Consider the following 23,612-nt stretch of genomic DNA (forward strand, 5'->3'; position numbering starts at 1 on the left):
GTGCGTTGACCGGTTGTCGCCCTGCCTTCAATTGGCCACGCCCAGCGCCTTGAAGTGATGGGGCTCGTGGCGTGAGTCGCGGGTCAGGGCGGCAAGTACCTGCAGCGGGTTTTGCCCCAGCTCGATGGCCAGGCCCAGGCGGATACTGTCGATGACCCGCTGCAAGCGCACCGGGTCGTTGCGCTGAGCCTGGCTGATCAGGCGTTTGGCGACCACGCCGGCGTCGTCGGAGAGCGTCAGCATGATGCTGCCGTCCAGGCGTTCGATGCTCAGGTTGACCCGGTACTCCGGGGCGAAGGCGGTGCTGATCTGCTCGAATGGGTTGTTCATGCTCAGGTTCTGCACTGAATGACTGCAGAAGTTGACCGGCAATCGCAGGCTTGGTTCAGCGGAAACGAAAACGCCCGGCGCAGGGCCGGGCGTTGCTGTGCTTTGGCGTTGATCAGGCTTCGGGATCACTCAGTTCCAATGCCCCGCGCTTGCTGCGCAACTTGCCGTAGAAATGTTCCAACGCATTGTTCAGTTTGCTGGCGGCGCCATCGACGGCCTGGTCCAGCGAAGTGGCGGTGTGCGTCACGGAAATCGGCTGATGGCCTTTCGGGCGAGCCTCCATCTGGCAGCGTTTGTCATGCGGTCCGGGCTTGGCGCCGTTCTCGTCGCGCAGGTGCACCTCGATGCGGGTGAGGTCGTCCTCGTAACGTTCAAGAGTGCTCTGCAGTGTGCTGCGGACCCACTCGTTGAGCCGGATGTTGCCTTCGATATGGTTGCTGCTGTTGACCTGGATTTGCATGATTCAATCCTTATTCAGCTTGCTCGCATGGAGGCGTGCCTAGGCCATTGAGGCCCCTGGAATTTCTTCGCCTCTTGACCCTAAGGTCAGGCAACGGCGCGACGATTACAACCCCTTTCTGAAAATAAATGTGTCTGTCGGGAGGGTTTTGCCGCCTGGGAGATCGAGCGCCGCCCGCGCGAACGCTTTGGCGCAGGGCTCGATATTGCGTCGTACCAACAAGGCGGTCGCGCGCGCCTCTCACAGGCATGACTGGCCCGAAACAAGCGTAGGAGCGAGCCTTGCTCGCGATGCGCCGCGCGGGCGGCGCTCGATCTAATAGGCGCAGTAAAGGTGGTGGCAAACACTGGGTGGCCTACTCCCCATCCCCCGACGTACACCTCGAGGTCATCATCTGTAAGACATTTCTGGTTTTCTCACGCCCGCGTACGGCTGCCACCTTCGATCCATGAGAAAGATTCAGGTGGTAGTTCCCTTTTTCAAGAAGCTGGAATGACACAATGAAGAAGCTCGTACCCGACCCAAATCATCGAGAGTGCTACCCGCTCTGGCGGTGGAGATCTATTTTAATGAACACTCTAAAGCTTGACGCCTTGAAGATAGACACGATGCACTCTGGAAGGGCCTGTCTGAATTTAACCTCATGCATAGACTGGGACGATTTCCCGGATTATGCGAGCGCAGTGGTTGACTTGCTGAATGGAAAAATCGAAACAAAGTCGGACTCAATTGATATAAGAATCTGGGAAATCATCATAGAAAGAGAGAAGTTTCATCTGACCTTTGATGACTTCCCAGTGATGGTTTCACTCGAGTCAATGACACCAAGAGGTGATTCATTGATTGCCGAATTCGAAAAAAAACTAGCTAAATAGCGTTATTAACAGAGCTCTATGAGCTAAATCACTCATCGGAGGGACTTTGTCGGCTTGTCCTGTGGGCGATGGTGCCTGCGAGATCGAGCGCCGCCCGCGCGGCGCATCGCGAGCAAGGCTCGCTCCTACGTTTGTTTACGGCCAATAATGCCTGTGGCAGACGCGCGCGACCGCCTTGTGTGTACGACTCGATATTGCGCCATGCGCCAAGGCGTTCGCGCGCAAATTCCACAGGCAAAACTGGCCCAAAACAAACGTAGGAGCGAGCCTTGCTCGCGATGCGCCGCGCGGGCGGCGCTCGATCTATGCAACACCCAAAAAATCAAACCGTACCCAACAACGGCCAGCAATCAGCTCAGAACTCCACCGACGTCTGCACATACAAGGTCCGCGGCTCACCCACATATTTGCCCTTGTTGTTGTCGTCGTAGGAGCGCGTGTAGTACTCGCGGTTGAACAGGTTCTTCACCCCCACCGCCACCTTCAGGTTCGACAACTGCGGCCCGAAGTCATAGCCGGCGCGGGTGCTGACCAGCATGTAGCCTGGAATACGCCCGGTGCTGCCATCGGCACTCTCGGCGCTGGTGTTGGCGTTGTCGGCGTACTGGCTGCTCTGGAAGCTGGCGTCGAGGTTCAACTGCCACGGCCCTTCGGTGTAGCCGACACCCACGGTGCCCTTGTGCCGCGACGAGAACGGTACCTGGTTACCCTTGTTCGGCCCGTCCTCACGAATGGTGGCATCGACGAAGGCGTAGTTGCCGTGCACATCGAAACCGGCCAGTGCCGGGCTCAGGCTATCCAGGGCATAGCGCACGCTGGTCTCGATACCCTGGTGACGGGTCTCGCCGCGGGCGATCACCGAGTCGTTGGTCTGGTTGCTTTCGTATTGGTTATCGAAGTTGATCAGGAATGCGCCGATCTCAGCCTGCAGGTCGCCATTGTCGTAGCGGGTACCGATCTCCCAGGTGCGTGCCTTCTCGGGTTTGACCTCGCCGCTGCTCACTCGGTTGGGCATCTGGCTGTACTGCACACTGCCGAACGAGCCCTCGGTGTTGGCGTACAGGTTCCAGTTGTCGGTCAGGTGATACATCACGTTCAGCGCCGGCAATGCGGTGTTGTAGTCGCCCTGGTAGCGCTGGCCGTTGAGCTTGTTGCTCTGCTCGGAGTCGATCATCTCGTAGCGAATGCCTGGCGTGATGGTCCAGCGGCCGATGTCGATGCGGTCATCGAGGTAGATGGCATGGGCTTCGGTGCTGCCACGGGTGTCGCGGTCATTGCGGCTTGCGGTGGTCGGCAGCGCGCCGTTGACCGGCTCGCGGAAGCGCAGTTCGTGGCCGGTTTCGTTGATATAGCGGTAGCCGATACCCAGTTCATGCCAGCTTTCGCCCCAGGCTACGCCCTGCGAAAAGCGCGTTTCGATGCCGCGCACCCAGTACTCGCGTGGCGACAGCGAGACGAAGCTGCCCTGGTCCAGATAGCCGCTGCGCAGGGTCTTGGTGAAGAAGCTGTTGACGCTGAACTGGCGGTCGTCCTGCTTGTAGTCGTAGCCGAAGTTGAACAGCGTGCGGCGGCCCCAGAACTTGTCTTTCAGGCGTGTCGACTGGTACGGGTCGTCGTCGAAGTCGGCGCTGCTCAGGCCGCCCGGCATTTCGGCTTCGCCCTCGTAGTACTGGGCCATGGCGTGCAGGCTGTTGGCCTCGTCCAGTTGCAGCTTGCCCTTGAGGATCAGGTCGTCGATCTGCGTGTCGCTGTGCTCGCGCCAGTCGCCGCCACGGGTGCCGGAGTACAGCAGGGCACCGCCCAGGCCGTTGTCGTTGGTGCCACCGACCAGCAGGTTGGCGCTGTTCTTGAAGCCGTCATGGCTGGACGAGGGGCTGATCTGGTTCTGCATGGCGGCCTTGAAGGTGGCCTCTTCGGGGATGGCGCGGGACACGAAGTTGACGATGCCACCGACGTTCTGCGGGCCGTAGCGCACGGCACCGCCACCGCGCACCACATCCACCGCGTCCATGTTGCCCATGCTGATGGGCGCCAGCGAAAGTTGCGGCTGGCCGTAAGGTGCAAAGGGCACCGGGATGCCGTCCATCAGCACGGTGGAGCGGGATGCCAGTCGCGGGTTGAGGCCGCGAATACCGAAGTTCAGCGCCAGGTCGTGGCTGCCGGTGCCGTTGTTTTCCGGGGCGTTGACACCTGGGATGCGGTTGAGCACTTCGCGGGCGGTGGTGGCGCCGTTGCGCTCGAATTCTTCGCGGCGCACCACGTCCCGGGCACCTGGGTGCTCGAAGACGTTGTCCTGTTGCGCCTCGCCCAGCCAGTCACCGACTACGGTCGATGCACCCAGCTCGACGGCGGCGCCGCTGCCGGTGGTGCCGACCGGTTGCAGGCTGAAGGCATTGTCAGCTTCCTTGCGGGCTTGCAGGCCACTGCCACCCAGCAGCGCATCCAGGCCTTGCTGCACATCGTATTGGCCATCCAGCCCTGGGCTCTGCAGGCCTTGGGTGATCTGCGAGCCGAATGAAATCAATGCACCACTTTCGCGGCCAAACTGGTTGAGTGCCTCTTCCAGCGAGCCTGGGGCGATATGGTAAGTGCGTGTTTCGGCGGCCTGGACGGCAGGCACGGCGAAGCTCAGGGTGCTGGCGAGCAGCAAGGCTTGGAACAGCGGGCTGGGGCGCAACGGCATCTGGAGGGTCCTGTGAGAAGGGGGTTCTGCCTTCTCTGTCACGCGAGAGGTGAAGAATGGCTCAGGTTAATCAGAAATTTTTTTGCGGCCTCAGCTGGCGGCCTCGACCTTCACCCAGTACCGCGTAAAGCGCCGCACCTTCACCGGCAACGCCACTTCCAGCATGTGCAGAATCTGCTCGCTGTCATCCAGTGGATACGAGCCGGAAATGCGCAGGTCGGCAATGCGATCACTGCAACTGAGTTGCCCATGGCGGTAGCGCGCCAACTCGGCAAGGAAGTCCGCCAGGCGCATCTGCGAAGCCACCAGCATGCCGTCGACCCAGGCACCGCTGTTGCGCTCCAGCGGCGCGATGCCCTGCCAGCCGGCTGCGGTGAAGCGGGCCTGCTGCCCGGCGAGTAGCGTCTGGCCCGAGAGGTTGGCCGCGCCGTCGAACACCGCAACCAGGCTGAAGCGATTGAACTGGCGCACGTTGTAGCGGCCACCATCCATCCGCAGTGTGCCTTCGCCCGTGCGCAGTACCAGCGGGCGCACATCCTTGGCCACCTCCAGCTGCAATTCGCCGTTCAGCAGGCGAATACGCCGTTGCTGCGGGTCGAAGCGGACATCGGCGGCGCTGTCGGTGTTGAGTTGCAACAGGCTACCGTCATCCAGCCGCATCCGCCGGCGCTGTCCCACCGGGCTGCGGTAGTCCGCCATCAGGCCGGGTAGCGGGTTGTGCTGTTGCAGGCCCAGGCCAGTGGCGCTGGCCACGCCAACCAGCAGCAGGGCCTTGAGTGCCCGGCGCCGGGCAGGGGAGGGCGGTGCCTGCAAGGTGGCATGCACCACAGGCGAGGCCACCCCACGCAAACGCTGGTTGACCTGCTGGATGTGCGCCCAGGCGCGCTGGTGTTCGCGGTCGGCCAGTAGCCAGCTTTGCAGTGCCTGCTGCTGGGCCTGGTCGAAGTCCTCGCCCTGGGACTCGATCAGCCAGTGCACGGCCTGTTCGGCCACTTGTGCGGAAAATGACGCGTTCACAGGGCGAAGTAGCAGCGCAGCGCTGCCTTGTTCAGGTAGCGCTTGACCGTGGCCAGCGAAATACCCAGTTCACGGGCGATCTCGGTCTGGCCAAGACCATCGACCTGAGCCAGCAGGAAGGTGCGCTTGACCAGTGCAGGCAGGCCATCGAGCAGGCGGTCGAGTTCCAGCAAGGTCTCGAAGATGATCGCTTTCTGTTCTTCGCTCGGCGCCACCGCTTCGGGCACCTGGGCCAGGGCTTCGAGATAGGCGCGCTCAAGCTCCTGGCGCCGGAAGTGATTGCACAACACCCGCTTGGCCACGGTGGTGAGGAACGCGCGTGGCTCGATCAGTTGCGGGGCCTCACGCGACTGCAGCAACCGCACGTAGGTGTCCTGGGCCAGGTCCGCAGCGCTGTGGGGGCAACCCAGGCGGCGCCGCAACCAGCCGGTCAGCCAGTTGTGATGGGCGTGGTAGAGGCCTTCGACCGTGGAAGAGAGGGCGCTGGACACCGTGGATACTCCGGCGCCGGGTAGCGCAACTGGTAGTAAGAATTGTTCGCATTGTAGTGAGGTGCGTTGGTCTCGGCAATCCTTCCCGGCAATAGTGCCGATGAATGCCACGTGTCCCCAGACTTTGCTTATGAGAATTGAAATCATTACTATTGCACCCCCGAATGCCCCCGGACCTCCGCCATGAAGCGCACTGCCGCCGGACTCCCCCTCAGCTACCGCCTGGCCGTGACCTCACGCAGCCTGGCCGCGCTGCTGGGCGGATACCTGCTGGCGTCCATGGCCAGTGTCTGCATTGGCTTGCTGGCCCCGTTGCCGAAGGTCGACGCGGTGCTGACTGGCATGATGCTGTCGTTCGTCTTCTACCTGCTGGCCTTCATCTGGTGCTTCGCCTGCCGCAGCGCCTGGCGCGCCTGGTTCGGTGTGCTGGTGCCAAGCCTGGTGCTGGGGTTGGTCAATGGGCTTTGCTACTGGATGAGCACCCCATGAAAGAAGGCTTCCGCCAGGCCATGGCCTGGTTGCACACCTGGACAGGCCTGATCTTTGGCTGGCTGCTGTTCGCGATTTTCCTCACCGGTACACTCTCGTACTTCAAGGAAGAGATCTCGCACTGGACTCGACCGGAAGTGCGTAGCCATGCGCTCGACCCCGTGGCCAGCCTGGGCCTGGCCCAGCGCTATCTGGAGGCCAACGCGGGCAATGCCGGCAACTGGATGATTCGCCTGCCCAACGAGCGCGAGGCAGGGCTGAGTGTGGGCTGGCGTGACCCCAATGCCGGTCGCCGTGGTTTCGCCAGCAAGACCCTCGATGCCCAGACCGGCCAGCCGGTCGAGGCCCGTGACAGCCGTGGCGGCGACTTCTTCTACCGCTTCCACTTCCAGCTGCAGATGCCTCATCCCTGGGGCCGCTGGCTGGCGACCTTCTGCGCCTTCATCATGCTGCTGGGCCTGGTCACCGGGATCATCACCCACAAGAAGATCTTCAAGGAGTTCTTCACCTTCCGCCCAGGCAAAGGCCAGCGTTCCTGGCTGGACGGGCACAATGCGATCGGCGTGCTGGTGCTGCCGTTCCACCTGATGATCAGCTACAGCAGCCTGGTGATCTTCATGTACATGGTGATGCCGGCCAGCATCCTGGCCAGCTATGGTGGCAACACCAACGGCTATTTCAATGACCTGTTCGGCCGTGACGATGTACCTGTCCTGGCCAATGCCGCTGCGCCTCTGGTGCCGTTGGAGAGCCTGTACGCCAAGGTCCAGGAGCAGGTGCCGGGCGCACGCATGGGCTACATCCAGGTACAGAACCCGGGTGACCGCAATGCCCGCGTCACCTTTGCCCAGGCTTCGGCCGACAGCGTGGCGTACAAGCGCAGCGCCAACTGGACGTTCGACGGCGCCACCGGCGAACTGCTGACCCAGGGCGAGCCGGAAACCACGGCGATGATGACCTCGTTCAGCTTCGTCGGCTTGCACATGGGCAATTTTGCGGGCCCGTGGTTGCGCTGGCTGTACTTCGTCTTCGGCGTGGCGGGCACGGCGGTGATCGGCACCGGCCTGGTGATGTGGCTGGGCAAGCGCCAGCTCAAACATGCCAAGAGCGTGCGCATGCCGGGCGAACTGCGCTTGGTCGAGGTGCTCAACATTGCCAGCATGAGCGGGTTGTTGCTGGGCGTGGCCGGGTTCTTCTGGGCCAACCGCCTGGTGCCAGCGGGCTTGGAGGGTCGGGCCGAATGGGAGGTCAACGCCTTCTTCCTGACCTGGGCGTTGTCGCTGGCGCATGCGACGCTGCGGCCTGGTCGTCGGGCCTGGGGTGAACAATTGGCGCTGGGCGCATTGGCCTTTGCCGCACTGCCGTTGCTCAACGGCCTGACCACCGGCCAGGGCTTGAACCATTCGCTGTTGGCGGGTGATTGGGCCATGGCTGGTTTCGACCTCACGGCGCTGGCGACCGGGCTGTTCCTCGCCTGGACGGCAAACAAGATGCTGCGCATGCCCAAACCGGCCATCAAGCGTGTGCCCCGTGCAGCGAAGGCGACCGTTGAAGCAGCCGAGGTGAATCAATGCTGAGCATTGCCCTGATCGGCTACGCCGGTTTCGCAGGCTTGTGCCTGGCCATGGAAAAGCACTTCAGCGACTTGCTCGGGCGCAAGCCACGTCCGGGCCAGTTGCTCAGGCTGCGCATCGGCGGCTGGTCGTTGCTGGCATTGTCGCTGGTGCTGAGTGTGCATTGGCGCGGTTGGGCCCATGGCCTGGTGGAGTGGGTCGCCGTGCTGATGGCTGGCGCCACGCTGTGGGTGTTTGCCTTGCCTTACCAGCCTCGCGTGCTTCTGGGCCTGGCGGCGGCCAGCCTGGTGCTTGGCCCGCTGTTGGCCGTGTGGTCGGTGTGAGCCGTTGAGCGAGCCAGGCGACATGATCGAACCAGAAGCCGACAGCGCAGGCGGTCGTGCGCGTTTCCTGCAAGTGTTCCTCGCCCAGCGTGCGCGCATGGAAGCAGTGGTCAGCCGGCGGATCGGTTGCCGTGCAACGGCGGCGGACCTGGTCCAGGAGTTGTTCCTGCGCTTCTGGCGCCGGCCCGAGGTCAAGGTCGAGGCACTGGACACCTACCTGCTGCGCTGCGCCGGCAACCTGGCTATCGACCACCTGCGCAGTGAAGGCAGCCGCGAGCGCGTTGCCGAAGCCTCATTGCCGCTGGATGAACAAACCAGCGCCCAGGCGCCGGAGCAGGCGCTTGAGGTCGAGCATGACCTGCAACGTATCGAGGCCGCGCTGCGGGCACTGCCCGAGCGCACGCGGCAGATATTTCTGCTCAACCGCATTCATGGCTGCAAGTACGGCGAGATCGCCAAGGCCATGCAACTGTCCCAGAGCGCCGTGGAAAAGCATATGATGCGCGCCCTTGAAGCGTGCAAGGCGAGTGTCGCCGAGCCCGTGTCGTCCACACGCAGGCCTGGGAGCGCCCGTCGATGAGCCGTCCGAACCCGATCTCCGCTGCTCAGTCCCAGGCGGCGTTGCACTGGCTCAGCCGCATCAATGAACGGCCAGAGGAAGCCGACGGTGCGGCGTTCAAGCGCTGGCTGCTGGCCGACCCTGCGCACCGTCTGGCCTATGCCGACGCCCAGGCTGCATGGGAGCTGAGCGCCGCACCGGCTGCCCGGTTGGCCGAGGAAGAGCGTGCAAGCCTGCAGCAGTATCTCGACGCCATGGCCGCTGCTCCCCGCAAGGGGCGCTGGCGGCAACGGGTAGCAGCCCTGGCTACAGCAGCCTGCCTGGTGTTGGCCGTGGGTATCGCCGGTGGTTGGCATCCAGGCTATTGGCTACAGGACCTGCAGGCCGACTACAGCAGTGCCGGGGAGGTTCGCCAGGTCAGCCTCGCCGACCAGTCGCAGGTGCTGCTGGATGCCGGCAGTGCCATTGCCGTCGACTTCCAGCACGGTGAGCGTCGCGTGCGCCTGTTGCGGGGGGCTGCGTTCTTCCAGGTGACCCACACCGGCGAGCCGTTCCTGGTGGAGGCGGCTGGCGGCGAGGTACGTGTGCTGGGTACCCAATTCGAAGTACGCGAGCAGGGCGACGGGGCGCAGGTTACCGTGCGCAGCGGACGTGTGGCGGTGACGCCAGCGCAGGGGCAGGCCGCTCGTGAACTGACTGCCAACCAGCAAGTGGTTTATGCCCAAGGGCGGGCCGGCGATACGTTGAGTGTGGATAGCGACAGCCGCCTGGCCTGGCGGCAGGGCTGGCTCAATTACTACCAGGTGCCGTTGGCGCAAGTGCTCGAAGACCTTGGGCGTTATTACCCGGGCCGTATCCTGTTGCTGGATGACGAGCTGGGGCAGCGCAAAGTCAGTGGCAGTTTCCCAGTGCAGGAGCCGTTGCTGGCGCTGGACTCGCTGGGCAAGGTGCTGGGGTTCTCGCGGCAGACCATGCTGGGGCGTCTGACCGTTGTTCGGTAGGTGTCAGTACCGGCCTCATCGCCGGCAAGCCGGCTCCCACAGTGACCGCACATCCCCTGTAGGAGCCGGCTTGCCGGCGATGAGGCCGGCATAGGCAAAAAATTTTCAAAACCGGGTGAGGTAACAGGACGTGGCATCCGTGTAGTGAGTGAAAGTGCGATTCATTCGCAGTAATAACCCTCTCACAGGTCAGCGTCCATGAAGTTCACCCCGCGTTGCGTTCCCCTCTGGTTCGGCCTTTCTGCACTCGGCGCCGTGACCGTCGTCCCCCTGGCCCACGCCGCCGAGCAGGTCCAGGTGCATGCCTTCGCCCAGCCGAGCCAGCCTCTGGCCCAGGCACTCAACGCCTTCAGCCGCGCCACCGGCCAGAGCGTGGTCTATACCCTTGAACTGCCCGCCGTGCAGGCACCCGCACTCAACGGTAGCTTCAGTGCCGAACAGGCATTGCAGCAACTGCTGGGCAATTCCGGCCTGACCTGGCGCCGCGTCGATGCCCGCACCCTGACCCTCGAACCCTTGGACACCTCCGGCGCACTGAACCTGCAAGCCACCACCGTCAACTCGCAGATGGACGCCTACAGCTATCAGCCTCCGGCAGTGGCGTCGATCATGCGTGGTCAGGGCCCGAACCAGGACATCCCGCAGGCTATCAACGTGGTGCCGGCCCAGGTCATCCGTGATCAGGCCCCACGCAACCTCGACGATGCCCTGACCAATGTCAGCGGCATCACCCAGGGCAACAATTTCGGCGGCACCGCCGACACCGTGATGAAGCGCGGCTTCGGCGACAACCGCGACGGCTCGATCATGCGCGACGGCATGCCCATCGTGCAGGGCAGAAGCCTCAATGCCAGCACCGAGCGGGTCGAAGTCCTCAAAGGCCCGGCCTCGCTGTTGTATGGCATCCAGGACCCGGGCGGTGTCATCAACGTGGTCAGCAAACGCCCGCAACTGGAGCAGTACAACGCGCTGACCGTGCGCGGCTCCACCTATGGCAGCGGCAAGAATGGCAGCGGCGGCGGCTTCGACAGTACCGGAGCGTTGGGTGACAGCAAGTTCGCCTACCGCCTGATCGTCGACCATGAAGACGAAGATTACTGGCGCAATTACGGCGTGCATCGCGAATCGCTGGTGGCGCCGTCGCTGGCCTGGCTGGGCGAGGACACGCAAGTGGTGCTGGCCTATGAGCATCGCGAGTTTCTTTATCCCTTCGACCGGGGCACCGCCTTCGGCAACGATGGCCACCCGCTGAACATCCCGGCTACCCGCCGCCTGGACGAGCCGTTCAACGACATGGAAGGGCGCTCGGACCTCTACCGCCTGGAAGTCGACCACCAACTGGCCGACGACTGGAAACTGCATTTCGGCTACAGCTTCAACCGCGAGACCTACGACGCCAGCCAGGTACGGGTGACCGGTGTCAACGAAGCCAAGGGCACGCTGACCCGCAGCATCGACGGCACCCACAACGCCATGAGCCGCGACCAGTTCGCCACCCTCAGCCTCAACGGCAATGTTGAACTGGCGGGCATGCAGCATGACCTGTTGGTGGGTGTCGACCATGAAGACCGCAAGATCTTTCGCGGTGACCTGATCCGCCAGAGCAGCCAGTCGACCTTCAGCTACCTGAATCCGGTGTATGGCCAGGAAGTGGAGGGCACCACCGTGCGCGCCAGCGACAGCGACCAGACCGACAAGCTGCGCACCGATGCACTGTTCTTCCAGGACGCGCTGCACCTGGATGATCACTGGATTCTGGTGGCAGGGGCTCGCTTCCAGCAATACGACCAGTACGCCGGTCGCGGCCGCCCGTTCAAGGCCAACACCGACACCAGCGACCAGGCCTGGGTACCCCATGCCGGTATCGTCTACAAAGTGGACGACCAGTTGTCGTTCTATGGCAGCTACAGCGAGTCGTTCAAACCCAACTCGAGCATTGCCCCGTTGACCGGCGGCCTGGTACTGGATTCCTCGATCGCACCGGAAGAGGGCAAGTCCTGGGAGATCGGCGCCAAGCTCGACATGCCAGGCCAGCTCACCGGCACCTTGGCCCTGTTCGACATCACCAAGCGCAACGTGCTGGTGTCCAACTTCGATAGCACCAGCGGCGAGACGGTGTACAGCAATGCGGGTGAAGTCAGCTCCCGGGGCGTCGAACTCGACCTCACCGGCCAGCTGAGCGAACGCTGGAGCTTGATTGGCAGCTACGCCTACACCGATGCTGAAGTCACCAAGGACCCGGACCTCAAGGGCAACCGCCTGCAGAACGTGGCCAAGCACAGTGGCTCGCTATCGGCGGTGTACGACTTCGGCAGCCTGTTCGGCGGCGACAATCTGCGCCTTGGCGCCGGGGCGCGCTATGTGGGTGAGCGCGCGGGCAATGCGACCAACACCTTTGACCTGCCGTCCTACACCGTGGCCGACGCGTTTGCCAGCTACGAGACCAAGCTCGACGAGCACAAGGTGCGCCTGCAGTTGAACGTGAAGAACCTGTTCGACAAGGTCTACTACAGCTCGGCGGTGAACCAGTATTTCGTTGCCATTGGCGATGCGCGGCAGGTGAGCTTGTCCAGCACGCTTGAATTCTAGGTGTTCAGCATCGCTGCCCGGTAATCCCCAGGCGTCGCCCCCATCGCCTGGCGAAACCGATTGCTGAAGTGGCTAGCGCTGGCGAAACCACACAGCAGGGCGACCTGCCCCAGCGGCAACTCGCCCAGGCGCAGCAACCGGCAGGCCTGGTGAAGTCGCCGGGCCAGCAGGTACTGATGGGGCGGTACGCCAAAACTTGTGCGGAACATCCGGGCGAAGTGGTACTCCGACAGATTGCAGCGAAGGGCCAGCTCACCGAGTGTGACGGGCTGGTCCAGGTTCGCTTCGATGTAATCGACCAGTTGCCGACGCACAGTGGGCGCCAGCCCGCCTTTCAGGCGCAATCCTTGGCGCAGGCCAACCTGGCTGAGCACCGCATGGTCGACGATTTCATGGGCCAGGCTGCTGGCCAGTAACCGCTCGCCAGGTTCGTCCCAGCTCAAGGTGATCAACTGGCGAAAGCGTCTGGCCTGCTGCGGGTCTTCAAGGAAGGTGGCTTCCTGTAACTGCAGCTCGCGTGGCTCACGGTCCAGCAAGCGTACGCAGCCGAGGGCGAACTGGGTTTCGCTGATGTACAGATGCGCCAGGCGAATCGAGCCATTGACCACCCAGTTCGACTCATGGCCGGCGGGCATCACGCACAGTTTGTCCGGCGCACCTTTGTCACCTGGGCGCTGGCGGCGGAAGGTGCCAGTGCCGTCGGCGATGTAGCACGACAGCGTGTGGTGGCTGGGTGCCTGGTAGTCGCGGGCGTCGTCTCGGTTGCTCCACAGCGCTGCTGCCAGGCCGTCACCCAGGTGCGCGCTCAGCTCCAGCCGGGCGTGGGGCGAGGCGTGCATGGCGTTGAACACTTGCAGCTGGGACAGTGGGGTCATGGGCGGTTCCTCTGCGAGCCATCGTACTGCGGTTGGGGCGCAGTGGCAGCTACCGGCGACGCAAAAGCGCAAGTTTGTGCAAGCGGGTAGTGGCGCCGCAGGCGGAGACTGATCAGCAAATCCTGTGGCCCCTTCGCGGGTAAACCCGCTCCCACAGGAACCACGCCAATACCTGTGGGAGCGGGTTTACCCGCGAAGAGGGCGGCCCTGCTATCGAAGGTATCATGATGAACCTGTCCCTCTACCTGCTCACCGTCCTGATCTGGGGCACCACCTGGATCGCCCTCAAGTTGCAACTGGGTGTGGTCGCGATTCCGGTCTCGATCGTCTACCGCTTCGCACTGGCCGGCCTGATCCTGTTCGCCATTCTCCTGCTCACCCGCCGCCTGCAGCCGATGAATCGGCGCGGCCACCTGATCTGCCTGGCCCAGGGCTTTTGCCTGTTCTGCGTCAACTTCATGTGCTTTCTTACCGCCAGCCAGTGGGTCGCCAGCGGTCTGATCGCCGTGGTGTTCTCTACCGCAACCCTATGGAATGCGCTGAACGCACGGATCTTCTTCGGCCAGAAAATCGCCAGCAATGTGCTGGCGGGCGGGGCCATGGGCTTGCTGGGCCTTGGCCTTTTGTTCTGGCCTGAACTGTCCAGCCATACGGCCAGCCGCGAGACCTTGTACGGGCTGGGCCTGGCCCTGCTGGGCACGCTGTGCTTCTCGGCCGGCAACATGCTCTCCAGCCTGCAGCAGAAAGCCGGGCTCAAGCCCATGACCACCAACGCCTGGGGCATGGTCTATGGCGCGTCGATGTTGGCGGTTTATTGCCTGGTCAGTGGTGTTCCGTTCGCCATGGAGTGGAATGCGCGCTACATCGGTTCGCTGATGTATCTGGTGATTCCTGGCTCGGTGATCGGCTTTACCGCCTACCTGACCCTGGTAGGGCGCATGGGGCCGGAGCGGGCGGCCTACTGCACGGTGCTGTTCCCGTTGGTGGCGTTGAACGTGTCGGCGTTCGCGGAAGGGTATCAGTGGACGGCGCCAGCGTTGCTGGGGCTGGTGGCGGTGATGGCGGGGAATGTGCTGGTGTTTCGCAAGCCGAAGGCTCGGGGAGTGACTGGGGCCGTGGCGGTCAGGTAGTGCGGTGGCGGCCTCATCGCCGGCAAGCCGGCTCCTACAGGGGTATCGTCGAACCTGTGGGAGCCGGCTTGCCGGCGATGAGGCTGGCTCAGTCAGCGCAAGCCTGTCAGTGCTTCCACACCTGTGGATTCACCAGATCCCGCGGCCGCTCACCCAGCAGCGCCGCGCGCAGGTTTTCCATCGCCCGGTTGGCCATGGCCTCGCGGGTCTCGGCGGTGGCCGACCCAATGTGCGGCAGGGTCAGGGCGTTGGGCAGCTTGAACAGCGGCGAGTCGCTCAGCGGCTCCTTCTCGTACACATCCAGGCCGGCGCCGCGAATGGTGCCCGCCTGCAGCGCTTCGACCAGCGCGGCCTCATCCACTACCGGGCCACGGGCAATGTTGATCAGGAACGCACTTGGCTTCATCAGCTTCAGCTCGCGTGTGCTGATCAGCTTGCGGGTGGCATCGGACAGCGGCACCACGATGCAGACGAAGTCGGACTCGGCCAGCAGTTGCTCCAGGCTGCGGTACTGAGCGCCCAATTCTTGTTCGAGGGCCGTCTTGCGGCTGTTGCCGGCATACAGAATCGACATGTTGAAGCCGAAGCGGCCACGGCGAGCCACCGCCGCACCGATGTTGCCCAGGCCGACGATACCCAGCGTCTTGCCGTGCACATCGGTGCCGAAGTGGGCCGGGCCGACGGTAGCCTGCCACTGGCCGGCCTTGGTCCAGGCATCGAGTTCGGCGGTGCGGCGGGCGCAGCCCATGATCAGCGAGAAGCCCAGGTCGGCGGTGCTTTCGGTCAGCACATCCGGGGTGTTGGTCAGGGCAATGCCGCGCTCGTTGAAGTAGTCCAGGTCGTAGTTGTCGTAGCCGACCGACACGCTGGACACCACTTCCAGCTTGGCTGCGCCTTCAAGTTGGGCACGGCCCAGCTTGCGACCGACGCCGATCAGGCCGTGGGCCTCGGGCAGGGCTTCGTTGAACTGGGCATTGATGTCGCCGAGCTTGGGGTTCGGCAGAATCACGTTGAAGTCTTGCTGCAGGCGCTCGGCCATGGCCGGGGTGATACGGCTGAAGGCCAGGACGGTCTTTTTCATCGGGCTACTTCTCTGCAAGGCGGTGGGACAGTGGTGGCTTCTTCGCGGGTAAACCCGCTCCCACAGATTCAGCACCGTCCATGAGAATGGTGAAATACCTGTGGGAGCGGGTTTACCCGCGAAGAGGCCGGCATTGGTTAGCAACCTACCATTGTCCACCGCCCTGGCACAGCAGCTTTTTCAGTTGGCGATCTGCAGTTCGTGGGTCTTCAGGTCTGCCTCATGGGCTGCCAGAATCTCCGGCAACGAATTGCGCAGGTACTCGACCCAGGTCTTGATCTTCGCATCCAGGTACTGGCGCGATGGGTAGATCGCATACAGGTTCAGCTCCTGCAGGCGGTATTCAGGCATCACCCGCACCAGGCTGCCGTCGCGCAGGCCATCGATCACCGAATAGATCGGCAACACGCCCATGCCCATGCCACAACGGATTGCGGTTTTCATCGCATCGGCGGAGTTCACCTGGAACGGCGAAGTGGTGATGTTGACCAGTTCCTGGCCTTCCGGGCCATCGAACAGCCATTTTTCCAGCGGAATCACCGGGCTGACCATGCGCAGGCAAGAGTGCTTGAGCAGGTCGACTGGCTTGTGCGCAAAGCCATGCTTGGCCACGTACTCCGGCGAGGCGCAGACAATGCTGTAGGTGATGCCCAGGCGCTGGGAGACGAACCCGGAGTCAGGCAGCTCGCTGGCCAGCACGATGGACACGTCGTAGCCCTCGTCGAGCAAGTCCGGCACGCGGTTGGCCATGGTCAGGTCGAAGGTCACATCCGGGTGCGATTCGCGGTAGCGGGCGATGGCATCGACCACGAAGTGCTGGCCGACGCCGGTCATCGAGTGCACTTTCAGTTGCCCGGCCGGGCGGGCGTGGGCGTCGCTGGCTTCGGCTTCGGCTTCTTCCACATAGGTAAGAATCTGTTCGCAGCGCATCAGGTAACGCTTGCCCGCCTCGGTCAGGGCGATACGCCGGGTGGTGCGGTTGAGCAGCCGGGTTTGCAGATGGGCTTCCAGGTTGGAGACCGCTCGCGAGACGTTCGCGGTGGTCGTATCGAGCTGCGCGGCGGCAGCCGTGAAGCTGCCTAGCTGGGCTACGCAACTGAAAGCACGCATGTTTTGCAGGGTGTCCATGGGTCACTCTCGATGTAGAGGACAAAATTGTGACATGAAGTAACGCAAATGTTCCTTCGACCAAAGCCGGATTATCGCCGTTTTGGTAACAAAGATTCGCAGGAATATGCGCTTATCGCCAGTGCGGCCGCCCCCTAGAATTGCCCAGCCTCTCCACTTCTTCCTCGGGAAATCGCAGCTGTGCCGCGTCGCATCATCGGAACGCTTCAGGCGTTCAGCGTCTGTGCCCTTAGTCTCGCCTTGAGCGGCTGTATCGGAACCTGGGGCATTGCCCCGAAAAGCAAGACACTGCAAGCCAATACCCTGACCACCGACGCGGCCATCCGTGAAGCCGCCACCGATGCTCATTGGCCCGATCAGCAGTGGTGGCACGCCTATCGCGACCCGCAGTTGGACCGTTGGGTCGCCCTGGCCGTGGCCGGTAGCCCGAGCATGGCCATGGCCGCCGCGCGAGTGCGCGAAGCCAAGGCCATGGCGGGTGTGGTCGAGTCGGCGGAAAAACTTCAGGTCAATGGCCAGTCGACGCTCAAGCGCCACAACTGGCCCGAGGACCAGTTCTATGGTCCAGGCGCGTTGTCGGGTGCCAACACCTGGGACAACAACGCGGCCATCGGCTTCAGCTATGCCCTCGACCTGTGGGGCCGCGAGCGCAATGCCAGCGAGCAGGCCGTGGACCAGGCGCACATGAGTGTGGCCGAGGCCCGCCAAGCCCAGCTTGAGCTGCAGAACAATGTTGTGCGCGCCTACATTCAACTGAGCCTTCACTTCGCCCAACGCGACATCGTCAAGGCCGAGCTCGAGCAGCAAGAGCAGATTCTGGCCCTGGCCCAGCGCCGCCTGGACGCAGGCATCGGGACTCATTTCGAAGTCAGCCAGGCCGAAGCGCCGCTGCCTGAAACCCATCGTCAGATCGACAGCCTCAACGAAGAAATCGCCCTGACCCGCAACCAGCTGGCGGCATTGGCCGGCAAGGGCCCAGGGGAGGGCGCCAGCATCGAGCGGCCGACCCTGACCCTGGGCGCCGACCTCAAGCTGCCGTCAGCCCTGCCAGCCCAACTGGTCGGCCAGCGGCCCGACGTCGTAGCCAGCCGCTGGCAAGTGGCGGCCCAGGCGCGGGGTATCGATGTCGCCCACGCCGGCTTCTTCCCCAACGTGGACCTGGTCGGCAGCCTCGGCTTCATGGCCACCGGCGGCGGCCCGCTGGAGTTTCTCACCGGGCGCAAGTTCAACTACAACGTAGGCCCGGCCATCAGCCTGCCGATTTTCGATGGTGGCCGCCTGCGCTCCGAGCTGGGCGTTGCTTCCGCTGGCTACGACGTGGCCGTGGCGCGCTACAACCAGACGGTGATCGGTGCGCTGAAGAACATTTCCGACCAGCTGATTCGCCGCGAGTCGATGAAAGAGCAGTCGCACTTCGCCGCCGAGTCCGTGGCCGCCGCGCAGAAAACCTACGACATCGCCATGGTCGCCTTCCAGCGTGGCCTGACCGATTACCTCAATGTGCTCAACGCCCAGACTTTGCTGTTCCGTCAGCAACAGGTGCAGCAGCAGGTGCAGGCCGCCCGACTGGCTGCCCACGCCGAGCTGGTCACCGCTTTGGGCGGCGGCCTGGGGGCAGGCGAAGACGTGCCGGACGAAGCGCGTCAGGCCGCGCCGAAAACCCCGGCCACCCTGGCCATCTTCGACAAGCCGGAACACGCTGAATGAGCACATCGAGCTTACCCCTGCGCTGGCTGCAAAGCCTTGAGTGGCGCCGGGGTTTCTTTGCCTGGGCGCGCACCGACGGGGTGACCTGGGTCTACATCTTCAAGATCATCGCGGCCGCCTTCATTACCCTGTGGCTGGCCATGCGCCTGGAGTTGCCGCAACCGCGCACGGCGATGATCACCGTGTTCATCGTCATGCAGCCGCAAAGCGGCCATGTATTCGCCAAGAGTTTCTACCGGGTGCTCGGCACCTTGGCCGGCTCGGCGATGATGATCACGCTGATTGCCCTGTTCCCACAGAACACCGAGTTGTTCCTGCCTTGCCTGGCGGTGTGGGTCGGGCTGTGCTCGGCCGGTGCCATGCGCTACCGCACCTTCCGCGCCTACGGCTTCGTACTCGCCGGTTACACTGCGGCGATGATCGGCCTGCCAGTGCTCGAGCACCCTGACCAGGCGTTCATGGCCGCCGTGTGGCGGGCGCTGGAGATTTCGCTGGGTATTCTGGTGTCGACGCTGGTGAGTGCCGCCGTGCTGCCGCAGTCGGCCAGTGCTGCCATGCGCAATGCCCTGTACCAGCGTTTTGGCGTGTTTGCTGGGGTCATGGTCGAGGCACTGCGCGGCGAAAGCCAGCGTGACCGCTTCGAAGCCAGCAACGTGCGCTTTGTCGCCGAAGCGGTGGGCCTGGAAAGCCTGCGCAACGTCACCGCGTTCGAAGACCCGCACATGCGCCGGCGTAGCGGCCGGCTGGTACGCATGAACAGCGAGTTCATGGCTATCACCACACGTTTTAACGCCCTCAATCGCCTGCTCGAACGGTTGCGTGCACGTGGGCCGCTGCAGATCGTCAGCGCCATCGAACCGGGAATCGAGACCTTGGCCAAACTGCTCGACCCCTATGTTGGCCGGGCCTTGACCGATGCCGATGCCCTGCGTCTGGCGCTGGAGCTGGCGGCCTATAAAGAAGGTCTGCAAGCTCAGGTAAGAGGCCTGCGCGCCGACTACCTGAAAACTGACCCCAGCGAGTCCGACCTGCTGGACTTCCACACCGCGTTCGAGCTGCTGTACCGGCTCGTCGACGAGATGTTCAGTTACGCCGAAACCCACGCATCGCTGGCGGCGCACAACCATGCGCGTGAACAGTGGGATGAGCCCTACGTGTCGCGCACCAACTGGCTGGTATCGCTGGCCGCGGGCGTGCGGGCGTCGGCTGTGCTGTTGCTGTTGGGCAGCTTCTGGTTGCTCAGCGATTGGCCCAGCGGCGCGATGATGACCTTGGTCGCCACGGTGACGGTCGGGCTGTCGGCCGCTTCGCCGAACCCCAAGCGCATGTCGTTCCAGATGGCGTGCGGCACCATGCTCGGCGCCTGCATCGGCTTCTACGAGACATTCTTCGTGTTCCCCTGGATCGACGGCTTCCCGCTGCTGTGCATGGTTCTGGCGCCGGTGTTCGTGCTGGGCGCATTCCTCGCTTCGCGTCCGGCCTATGCCGGCTATGGCCTGGGTTTGCTGGTGTTCTTCTCCATCGGCTCGGTGCCCAACAACCTCACCACCTACAACCCCTACACCTTCATCAACGACTACATCGGCATGGTCATCGGCATGCTGGCCTGCGCGGCTGCGGGGGCGATCATCCTGCCGCCGAACAGCCGCTGGTTGTGGAGCCGCCTGGAACAAGACCTGCGCGCGCAGGTGCTGTTCGCCATCGGCGGGCGCCTGCGCGGGTTGGGCAGCGCCTTCGAAAGCCGTACCCGCGACCTGTTGCACCAAGCCTACGGCCTTGCGGCCGGCAAGCCCGAGGTGCAAAGCCAGTTGATGCGCTGGATGTTCGTGGTGCTGGAAGTCGGCCACGCCGTTATCGAACTGCGCAAGGAACAGGCCCGTGCCCCGGTGCACCCGGCCTACGCCGAATCGCAGCCCTGGCGCCAGGCGATCCGCGTGATGGGCCGCGCTTTGGCCCGGCTGTTCCTGCAACCAAGTGCCAGCAATCACGAACGCGCCCTGGTGGCGGTGGACCACGCCATCAGCCGCGTGCAGGCCACCGACGAACCCTTCGCCCGGCACTTCGACACTTCGGTGCTGCGCCGGGTGCAGAGCTACCTGCATTTCATCCGTACCTCCCTGCTCGACCCACAGTCGCCGCTGGCCCCGGCGAAAGGATTGCACCATGCCCCGTGAAATCGCCTTCCATGGCGTGTACATGCCCACCATGACCCTGATGTTCCTGTTTGCCCTGGGCCTGGCCTGGGGCCTGGACCGGTTCATCGCCAGCCACGATGGCTACCGTTTTTTCTGGCACCCGGCGTTGCTGCGCCTGAGCCTGTTCGTCTGCTTGTTCGGCGCCATGGCGCTGTCTCTCTACTGGTGAGAATCCTTCGATGAAAAAGTTCTTCAGCTTGATCGCCACCCTGCTGGTGCTGGCCGCCGCCGTGGTGATCGGCCACCAGTTGTGGAAGCACTACATGACCACGCCGTGGACCCGTGACGGCCGCGTGCGTGCCGACATCATCAACGTCGCCGCCGACGTGCCCGGCTATGTGGTGGACGTGCCGGTCAAGGACAACCAGCGAGTCAAGAAAGGCGACCTGCTGATCCAGATCGACCCAGAGCACTACCAGCTGGCGGTCGACCAGGCCAAGGCGCTGGTCGCCTCGCGCAAGGCCACCTGGGAAATGCGCAAGGTCAACGCCAAGCGCCGTGCCGACATGGACAACCTGGTGATCTCCAAGGAAAACCGCGACGACGCCAGCAACATCGCCAACTCCGCCCAGGCCGACTACCAGCAGGCCCAGGCCGAGCTTGCGGCTGCCGAGCTGAACCTCAAACGCACGCACATCGTGGCCACGGTGGACGGTTACGTGACCAACCTGAACATCCACAAAGGCGACTATGCCCGCACCGGCGAGGCGGTGATGGCGGTGGTCGACGAGAACTCGTTCTGGGTCTATGGCTTCTTCGAAGAGACCAAGCTGCCCCATGTGAAGGTGGGTGACCAGGCTGAGCTCGAGATGATGAGCGGCGAACGCATCAAGGGCCATGTAGAGAGCATCGCCCGCGGCATCTACGACCGTGACAACCCGCAGAGCCGCGAGCTGATCGCCGATGTGAACCCGACCTTCAACTGGGTGCGACTGGCCCAGCGGGTGCCGGTGCGGATTCACATTGATGAAGTGCCGGAGGGGTATTTGCTGGCGGCGGGGACGACTTGTACGGTGGTGGTGAAGTCGGGCGCGGAGTGAAGTGGGGATGGGCTAGCCACCGCATTTGTGGCGCCTTTGAGATCGAGCGCCGCCCGCGCGGCGCATCGCGAGCAAGGCTCGCTCCTACGTTTGTTTACGGCCAATAACACCTGTGACAGGCGCGCGCGACCGCCTTGCTTGTACGACTCTATATCGCTTCGTGCACCAAAGCGGTCGCGCGCAAATCGCACAGGCATAACTGGCCCGAAACAAACGTAGGAGCGAGCCTTGCTCGCGATGCGCCGCGCGGGCGGCGCTCGATCCCACAGGCACTGCAAATGCCGCGACAGGCACCTTCATTGCTCAATGCAGGCCGCCCCCACCAACACCGGAATTTCCACCCGATCAATCACCTTCGCGCTGATCGACGGGTCCAGCAACCGCCCCAACCGCGACAGATGGCGGTGCCCCATGATGATCAGCTCGCATTTCAGTTCCTGAGCCTTGGCGACAATCGCCTCGACAGGTTGACCAGCAACCATGCAGCCCTGAGCGGCAAAACCGGCCGCTTGCAAGGCATCCACAGCCTCGGCCACGGCGCGGTCGCCCAGGCGTTGTTCCTCGCAGGCGGCGGGGTATTCCTCCAGTTCTTCGGCGGTGTAGGGCGCGGGTTTGTCGTGTACGGCGAAGGTTGAATCGATGGCCAGCAGCACATGCAGCTCGTGTTCGTCGGGGCGGCAGTAGCGTTGGGCCAGAGCGAGCAGGGCGGTGGAGGCGGGGGAGGCGTCGATGGCGATCAGGACGGGGGTAGGCATGTGGGGTTTCCTTGATGAGGTTGCCTGTAATGGCCCCATCGCCGGCAAGCCGGCTCCTACAAGGACGACGCAGCCGTTGTAGGAGCCGGCTTGCCGGCGATAGGGTCGGTACAGCCACTGCATCCCTTATGGCCTATCCGCAGGCCAAGATAAATGCCCCACCACGCACGGCCGCATTGCGTCTGGTGCAATCGTACGACCTGTTAACATGACTGTTCCCACAGCTGTCACGGAAAACAGCCATGCAACTCCCGGATATGAACCTGCTCGTCGCCCTCGACGCGTTGCTCGATGAAGGCAGCGTGGTGGGCGCGGCGCAGCGCATGAACCTGAGCCCGGCGGCGATGAGCCGAACCCTGGGGCGGATTCGCGATGCGCTGGGTGACCCGATTCTGGTGCGTGCCGGCCGTGGCCTGGTGCCGACACCCCGGGCATTGGCCCTGCGCGAGCAGGTCAGCCAATTGGTGGAACAGGCCGGGCAGGTGTTTCGCAGCGGCGACGATGTCGACCTGCCAAGCCTCGACCGGGCCTTCAACATCCGCACCAATGACTTGTTCATCGCCCTGTACGGCGCCCGGCTGCTGCACAAGATGCACGAGCAGGCGCCGCGCACGGTGTTGCGCTTCGTGCCGGAAAGCCCCGGCGGCGATGACGACAGCGTGCTGCGCGATGGGCGTACCGACCTGATCATCAGTTCGACCGTGGACCTGGGGCCGGAAATCAAGGTGCAGAGCCTGTTCCATACCCACTACATCGGGCTGGCCCGCAGCGAGCACCCGATTTTCCAGCAACCGATCACGCCGCTGAGCTTTGCCAGTTATCCACAGATCAGCGTGTCGCGACGTGGCCGGGCCAACGGGCCGATCGATGTCGAACTGGCCAATTTCAAGGTGCAGCGGCGGGTGGCGTTGATCACGCCCAGCTTCCACTCGGCGCTGTTCTCACTGCCGGATTCGAACCTGATTCTGCCGATGCCGGCCAATATCCTCAGTAGTGTGGATAAGTTGGGGTTGCCGCTGCGCTCGTTCGAAATCCCGGTGCCGCTGGAGCGGGTGAACGTGATGCAGGCCTGGCACCCGCGCTTTCACAACGACCCGGCGCACCGCTGGTTACGCCAGACCCTGAAGGCCTGTTGCAGCGTCGATCCGTGATACTCGCGTCGTTCTTTTCGCGGGTAAACCCGCTCCCACAGGTTCTCCACCTCCTGAGGGCAGTGGGTACCCTGTGGGAGCGGGTTTACCCGCGAAAAGAACGACACCGATCTGCCGATTGCGTCTGACGCAACATAAAACTGCCAATAAGTCGATTTT

Annotated in this window: 22 protein-coding genes; 13 read left to right on the top strand and 9 right to left on the bottom strand. The window is 63.4% G+C overall.

The annotated features are described in order from the left end of the window. Positions 1–27: 27 nt before the first annotated feature. Both PspTeo4_RS25870 and PspTeo4_RS25875 read right to left on the bottom strand, forming a co-directional pair. Entirely contained in the window at positions 28–330 is a 303-nt protein-coding gene (locus PspTeo4_RS25870; RefSeq protein ID WP_322366570.1) for a DUF3509 domain-containing protein, read from the bottom strand. Positions 331–442: 112 nt separating this feature from the next. Then, positions 443–790, bottom strand: a complete 348-nt coding sequence (locus PspTeo4_RS25875; protein WP_322366571.1) for an HPF/RaiA family ribosome-associated protein — start codon at positions 788–790, stop codon at positions 443–445. Positions 791–1,290: 500 nt separating this feature from the next. Between PspTeo4_RS25875 and PspTeo4_RS25880 the strand changes: the two genes are divergently transcribed. Continuing rightward, positions 1,291–1,665, top strand: a complete 375-nt coding sequence (locus PspTeo4_RS25880; RefSeq protein WP_322366572.1) for a DUF3630 family protein — start codon at positions 1,291–1,293, stop codon at positions 1,663–1,665. A 355-nt stretch (positions 1,666–2,020) separates the two neighbouring features. On the opposite strand, the gene fecA is transcribed toward PspTeo4_RS25880, so the two are convergent. The 3 genes from fecA to PspTeo4_RS25895 all read right to left on the bottom strand — a co-directional run bounded on the left by fecA (position 2,021) and on the right by PspTeo4_RS25895 (position 5,856). Beyond that, positions 2,021–4,348, bottom strand: a complete 2,328-nt coding sequence (gene fecA, locus PspTeo4_RS25885) for a TonB-dependent Fe(3+) dicitrate receptor FecA (RefSeq protein ID WP_322366573.1) — start codon at positions 4,346–4,348, stop codon at positions 2,021–2,023. Between the two features lie 90 nt (positions 4,349–4,438). Next, on the bottom strand, positions 4,439–5,365 hold the full coding sequence (locus PspTeo4_RS25890) for a FecR family protein (RefSeq protein ID WP_322366574.1): 927 nt from the start codon (positions 5,363–5,365) through the stop codon (positions 4,439–4,441). Next, on the bottom strand, positions 5,362–5,856 hold the full coding sequence (locus PspTeo4_RS25895) for a sigma-70 family RNA polymerase sigma factor (RefSeq protein ID WP_322366575.1): 495 nt from the start codon (positions 5,854–5,856) through the stop codon (positions 5,362–5,364). The genes PspTeo4_RS25890 and PspTeo4_RS25895 overlap by 4 nt, the downstream gene beginning before the upstream one ends. A gap of 183 nt (positions 5,857–6,039) precedes the next feature. Between PspTeo4_RS25895 and PspTeo4_RS25900 the strand changes: the two genes are divergently transcribed. The 6 genes from PspTeo4_RS25900 (at position 6,040) to PspTeo4_RS25925 (ending at position 12,391) form a co-directional block, all read left to right on the top strand. After that, positions 6,040–6,345, top strand: coding sequence for a DUF3649 domain-containing protein (locus PspTeo4_RS25900; RefSeq protein WP_322366576.1), 306 nt, complete (start codon positions 6,040–6,042; stop codon positions 6,343–6,345). Beyond that, positions 6,342–7,922: a PepSY-associated TM helix domain-containing protein gene (locus PspTeo4_RS25905; protein WP_322366577.1), complete on the top strand. Its 1,581-nt coding sequence runs from the start codon at positions 6,342–6,344 to the stop codon at positions 7,920–7,922. The genes PspTeo4_RS25900 and PspTeo4_RS25905 overlap by 4 nt, the downstream gene beginning before the upstream one ends. Next, complete coding sequence (locus tag PspTeo4_RS25910; RefSeq protein ID WP_322366578.1) at positions 7,916–8,242, top strand: DUF3325 domain-containing protein; 327 nt, start codon at positions 7,916–7,918, stop codon at positions 8,240–8,242. Before PspTeo4_RS25905 ends, PspTeo4_RS25910 begins: the two co-directional genes overlap by 7 nt. Positions 8,243–8,264: 22 nt before the next feature. Further along, positions 8,265–8,822, top strand: a complete 558-nt coding sequence (locus PspTeo4_RS25915) for an RNA polymerase sigma factor (protein WP_322366579.1) — start codon at positions 8,265–8,267, stop codon at positions 8,820–8,822. Next, entirely contained in the window at positions 8,819–9,802 is a 984-nt protein-coding gene (locus PspTeo4_RS25920) for a FecR family protein (RefSeq protein WP_322366580.1), read from the top strand. The genes PspTeo4_RS25915 and PspTeo4_RS25920 overlap by 4 nt, the downstream gene beginning before the upstream one ends. Positions 9,803–10,000: 198 nt before the next feature. After that, positions 10,001–12,391, top strand: coding sequence for a TonB-dependent receptor (locus PspTeo4_RS25925; protein WP_322366581.1), 2,391 nt, complete (start codon positions 10,001–10,003; stop codon positions 12,389–12,391). On the opposite strand, the gene PspTeo4_RS25930 is transcribed toward PspTeo4_RS25925, so the two are convergent. Beyond that, positions 12,388–13,266, bottom strand: a complete 879-nt coding sequence (locus PspTeo4_RS25930; protein ID WP_322366582.1) for an AraC family transcriptional regulator — start codon at positions 13,264–13,266, stop codon at positions 12,388–12,390. The genes PspTeo4_RS25925 and PspTeo4_RS25930 overlap by 4 nt on opposite strands. Before the next feature lie 227 nt (positions 13,267–13,493). Between PspTeo4_RS25930 and PspTeo4_RS25935 the strand changes: the two genes are divergently transcribed. Continuing rightward, the gene (locus tag PspTeo4_RS25935; protein WP_322366932.1) at positions 13,494–14,396 is read left to right on the top strand and encodes a DMT family transporter; all 903 of its coding nucleotides are present in this window, start codon (positions 13,494–13,496) and stop codon (positions 14,394–14,396) included. Positions 14,397–14,502: 106 nt separating this feature from the next. Here the strand turns inward: PspTeo4_RS25935 and PspTeo4_RS25940 are convergent, their stop codons facing one another. Further along, positions 14,503–15,477 (bottom strand): D-glycerate dehydrogenase, encoded by a 975-nt coding sequence (locus PspTeo4_RS25940; RefSeq protein ID WP_322366583.1) that lies wholly within the window; start codon positions 15,475–15,477, stop codon positions 14,503–14,505. 180 nt (positions 15,478–15,657) lie between these two features. Further along, entirely contained in the window at positions 15,658–16,605 is a 948-nt protein-coding gene (locus PspTeo4_RS25945; protein WP_322366584.1) for a LysR family transcriptional regulator, read from the bottom strand. A 180-nt stretch (positions 16,606–16,785) separates the two neighbouring features. Here PspTeo4_RS25945 and PspTeo4_RS25950 point away from each other — a divergent pair, with 180 nt between their 5' ends. Genes PspTeo4_RS25950 through PspTeo4_RS25965 form a run of 4 tightly spaced genes read left to right on the top strand, consistent with a single transcriptional unit; the run spans position 16,786 to position 21,547 of the window. Then, positions 16,786–18,312: an efflux transporter outer membrane subunit gene (locus tag PspTeo4_RS25950; protein ID WP_322366585.1), complete on the top strand. Its 1,527-nt coding sequence runs from the start codon at positions 16,786–16,788 to the stop codon at positions 18,310–18,312. After that, positions 18,309–20,486: an FUSC family protein gene (locus PspTeo4_RS25955; RefSeq protein WP_322366586.1), complete on the top strand. Its 2,178-nt coding sequence runs from the start codon at positions 18,309–18,311 to the stop codon at positions 20,484–20,486. Before PspTeo4_RS25950 ends, PspTeo4_RS25955 begins: the two co-directional genes overlap by 4 nt. Further along, complete coding sequence (locus PspTeo4_RS25960; RefSeq protein ID WP_322366587.1) at positions 20,476–20,676, top strand: DUF1656 domain-containing protein; 201 nt, start codon at positions 20,476–20,478, stop codon at positions 20,674–20,676. Before PspTeo4_RS25955 ends, PspTeo4_RS25960 begins: the two co-directional genes overlap by 11 nt. A gap of 10 nt (positions 20,677–20,686) precedes the next feature. Further along, positions 20,687–21,547, top strand: a complete 861-nt coding sequence (locus PspTeo4_RS25965) for an HlyD family secretion protein (protein ID WP_322366588.1) — start codon at positions 20,687–20,689, stop codon at positions 21,545–21,547. Positions 21,548–21,843: 296 nt separating this feature from the next. On the opposite strand, the gene PspTeo4_RS25970 is transcribed toward PspTeo4_RS25965, so the two are convergent. Then, on the bottom strand, positions 21,844–22,302 hold the full coding sequence (locus PspTeo4_RS25970) for a universal stress protein (protein WP_322366589.1): 459 nt from the start codon (positions 22,300–22,302) through the stop codon (positions 21,844–21,846). Positions 22,303–22,544: 242 nt separating this feature from the next. Here PspTeo4_RS25970 and PspTeo4_RS25975 point away from each other — a divergent pair, with 242 nt between their 5' ends. After that, entirely contained in the window at positions 22,545–23,453 is a 909-nt protein-coding gene (locus tag PspTeo4_RS25975) for a LysR family transcriptional regulator (RefSeq protein WP_322366590.1), read from the top strand. The last annotated feature ends 159 nt before the right edge of the window (positions 23,454–23,612 follow it).

This window comes from Pseudomonas sp. Teo4, from assembly GCF_034387475.1.
Taxonomy (GTDB): domain Bacteria; phylum Pseudomonadota; class Gammaproteobacteria; order Pseudomonadales; family Pseudomonadaceae; genus Aquipseudomonas.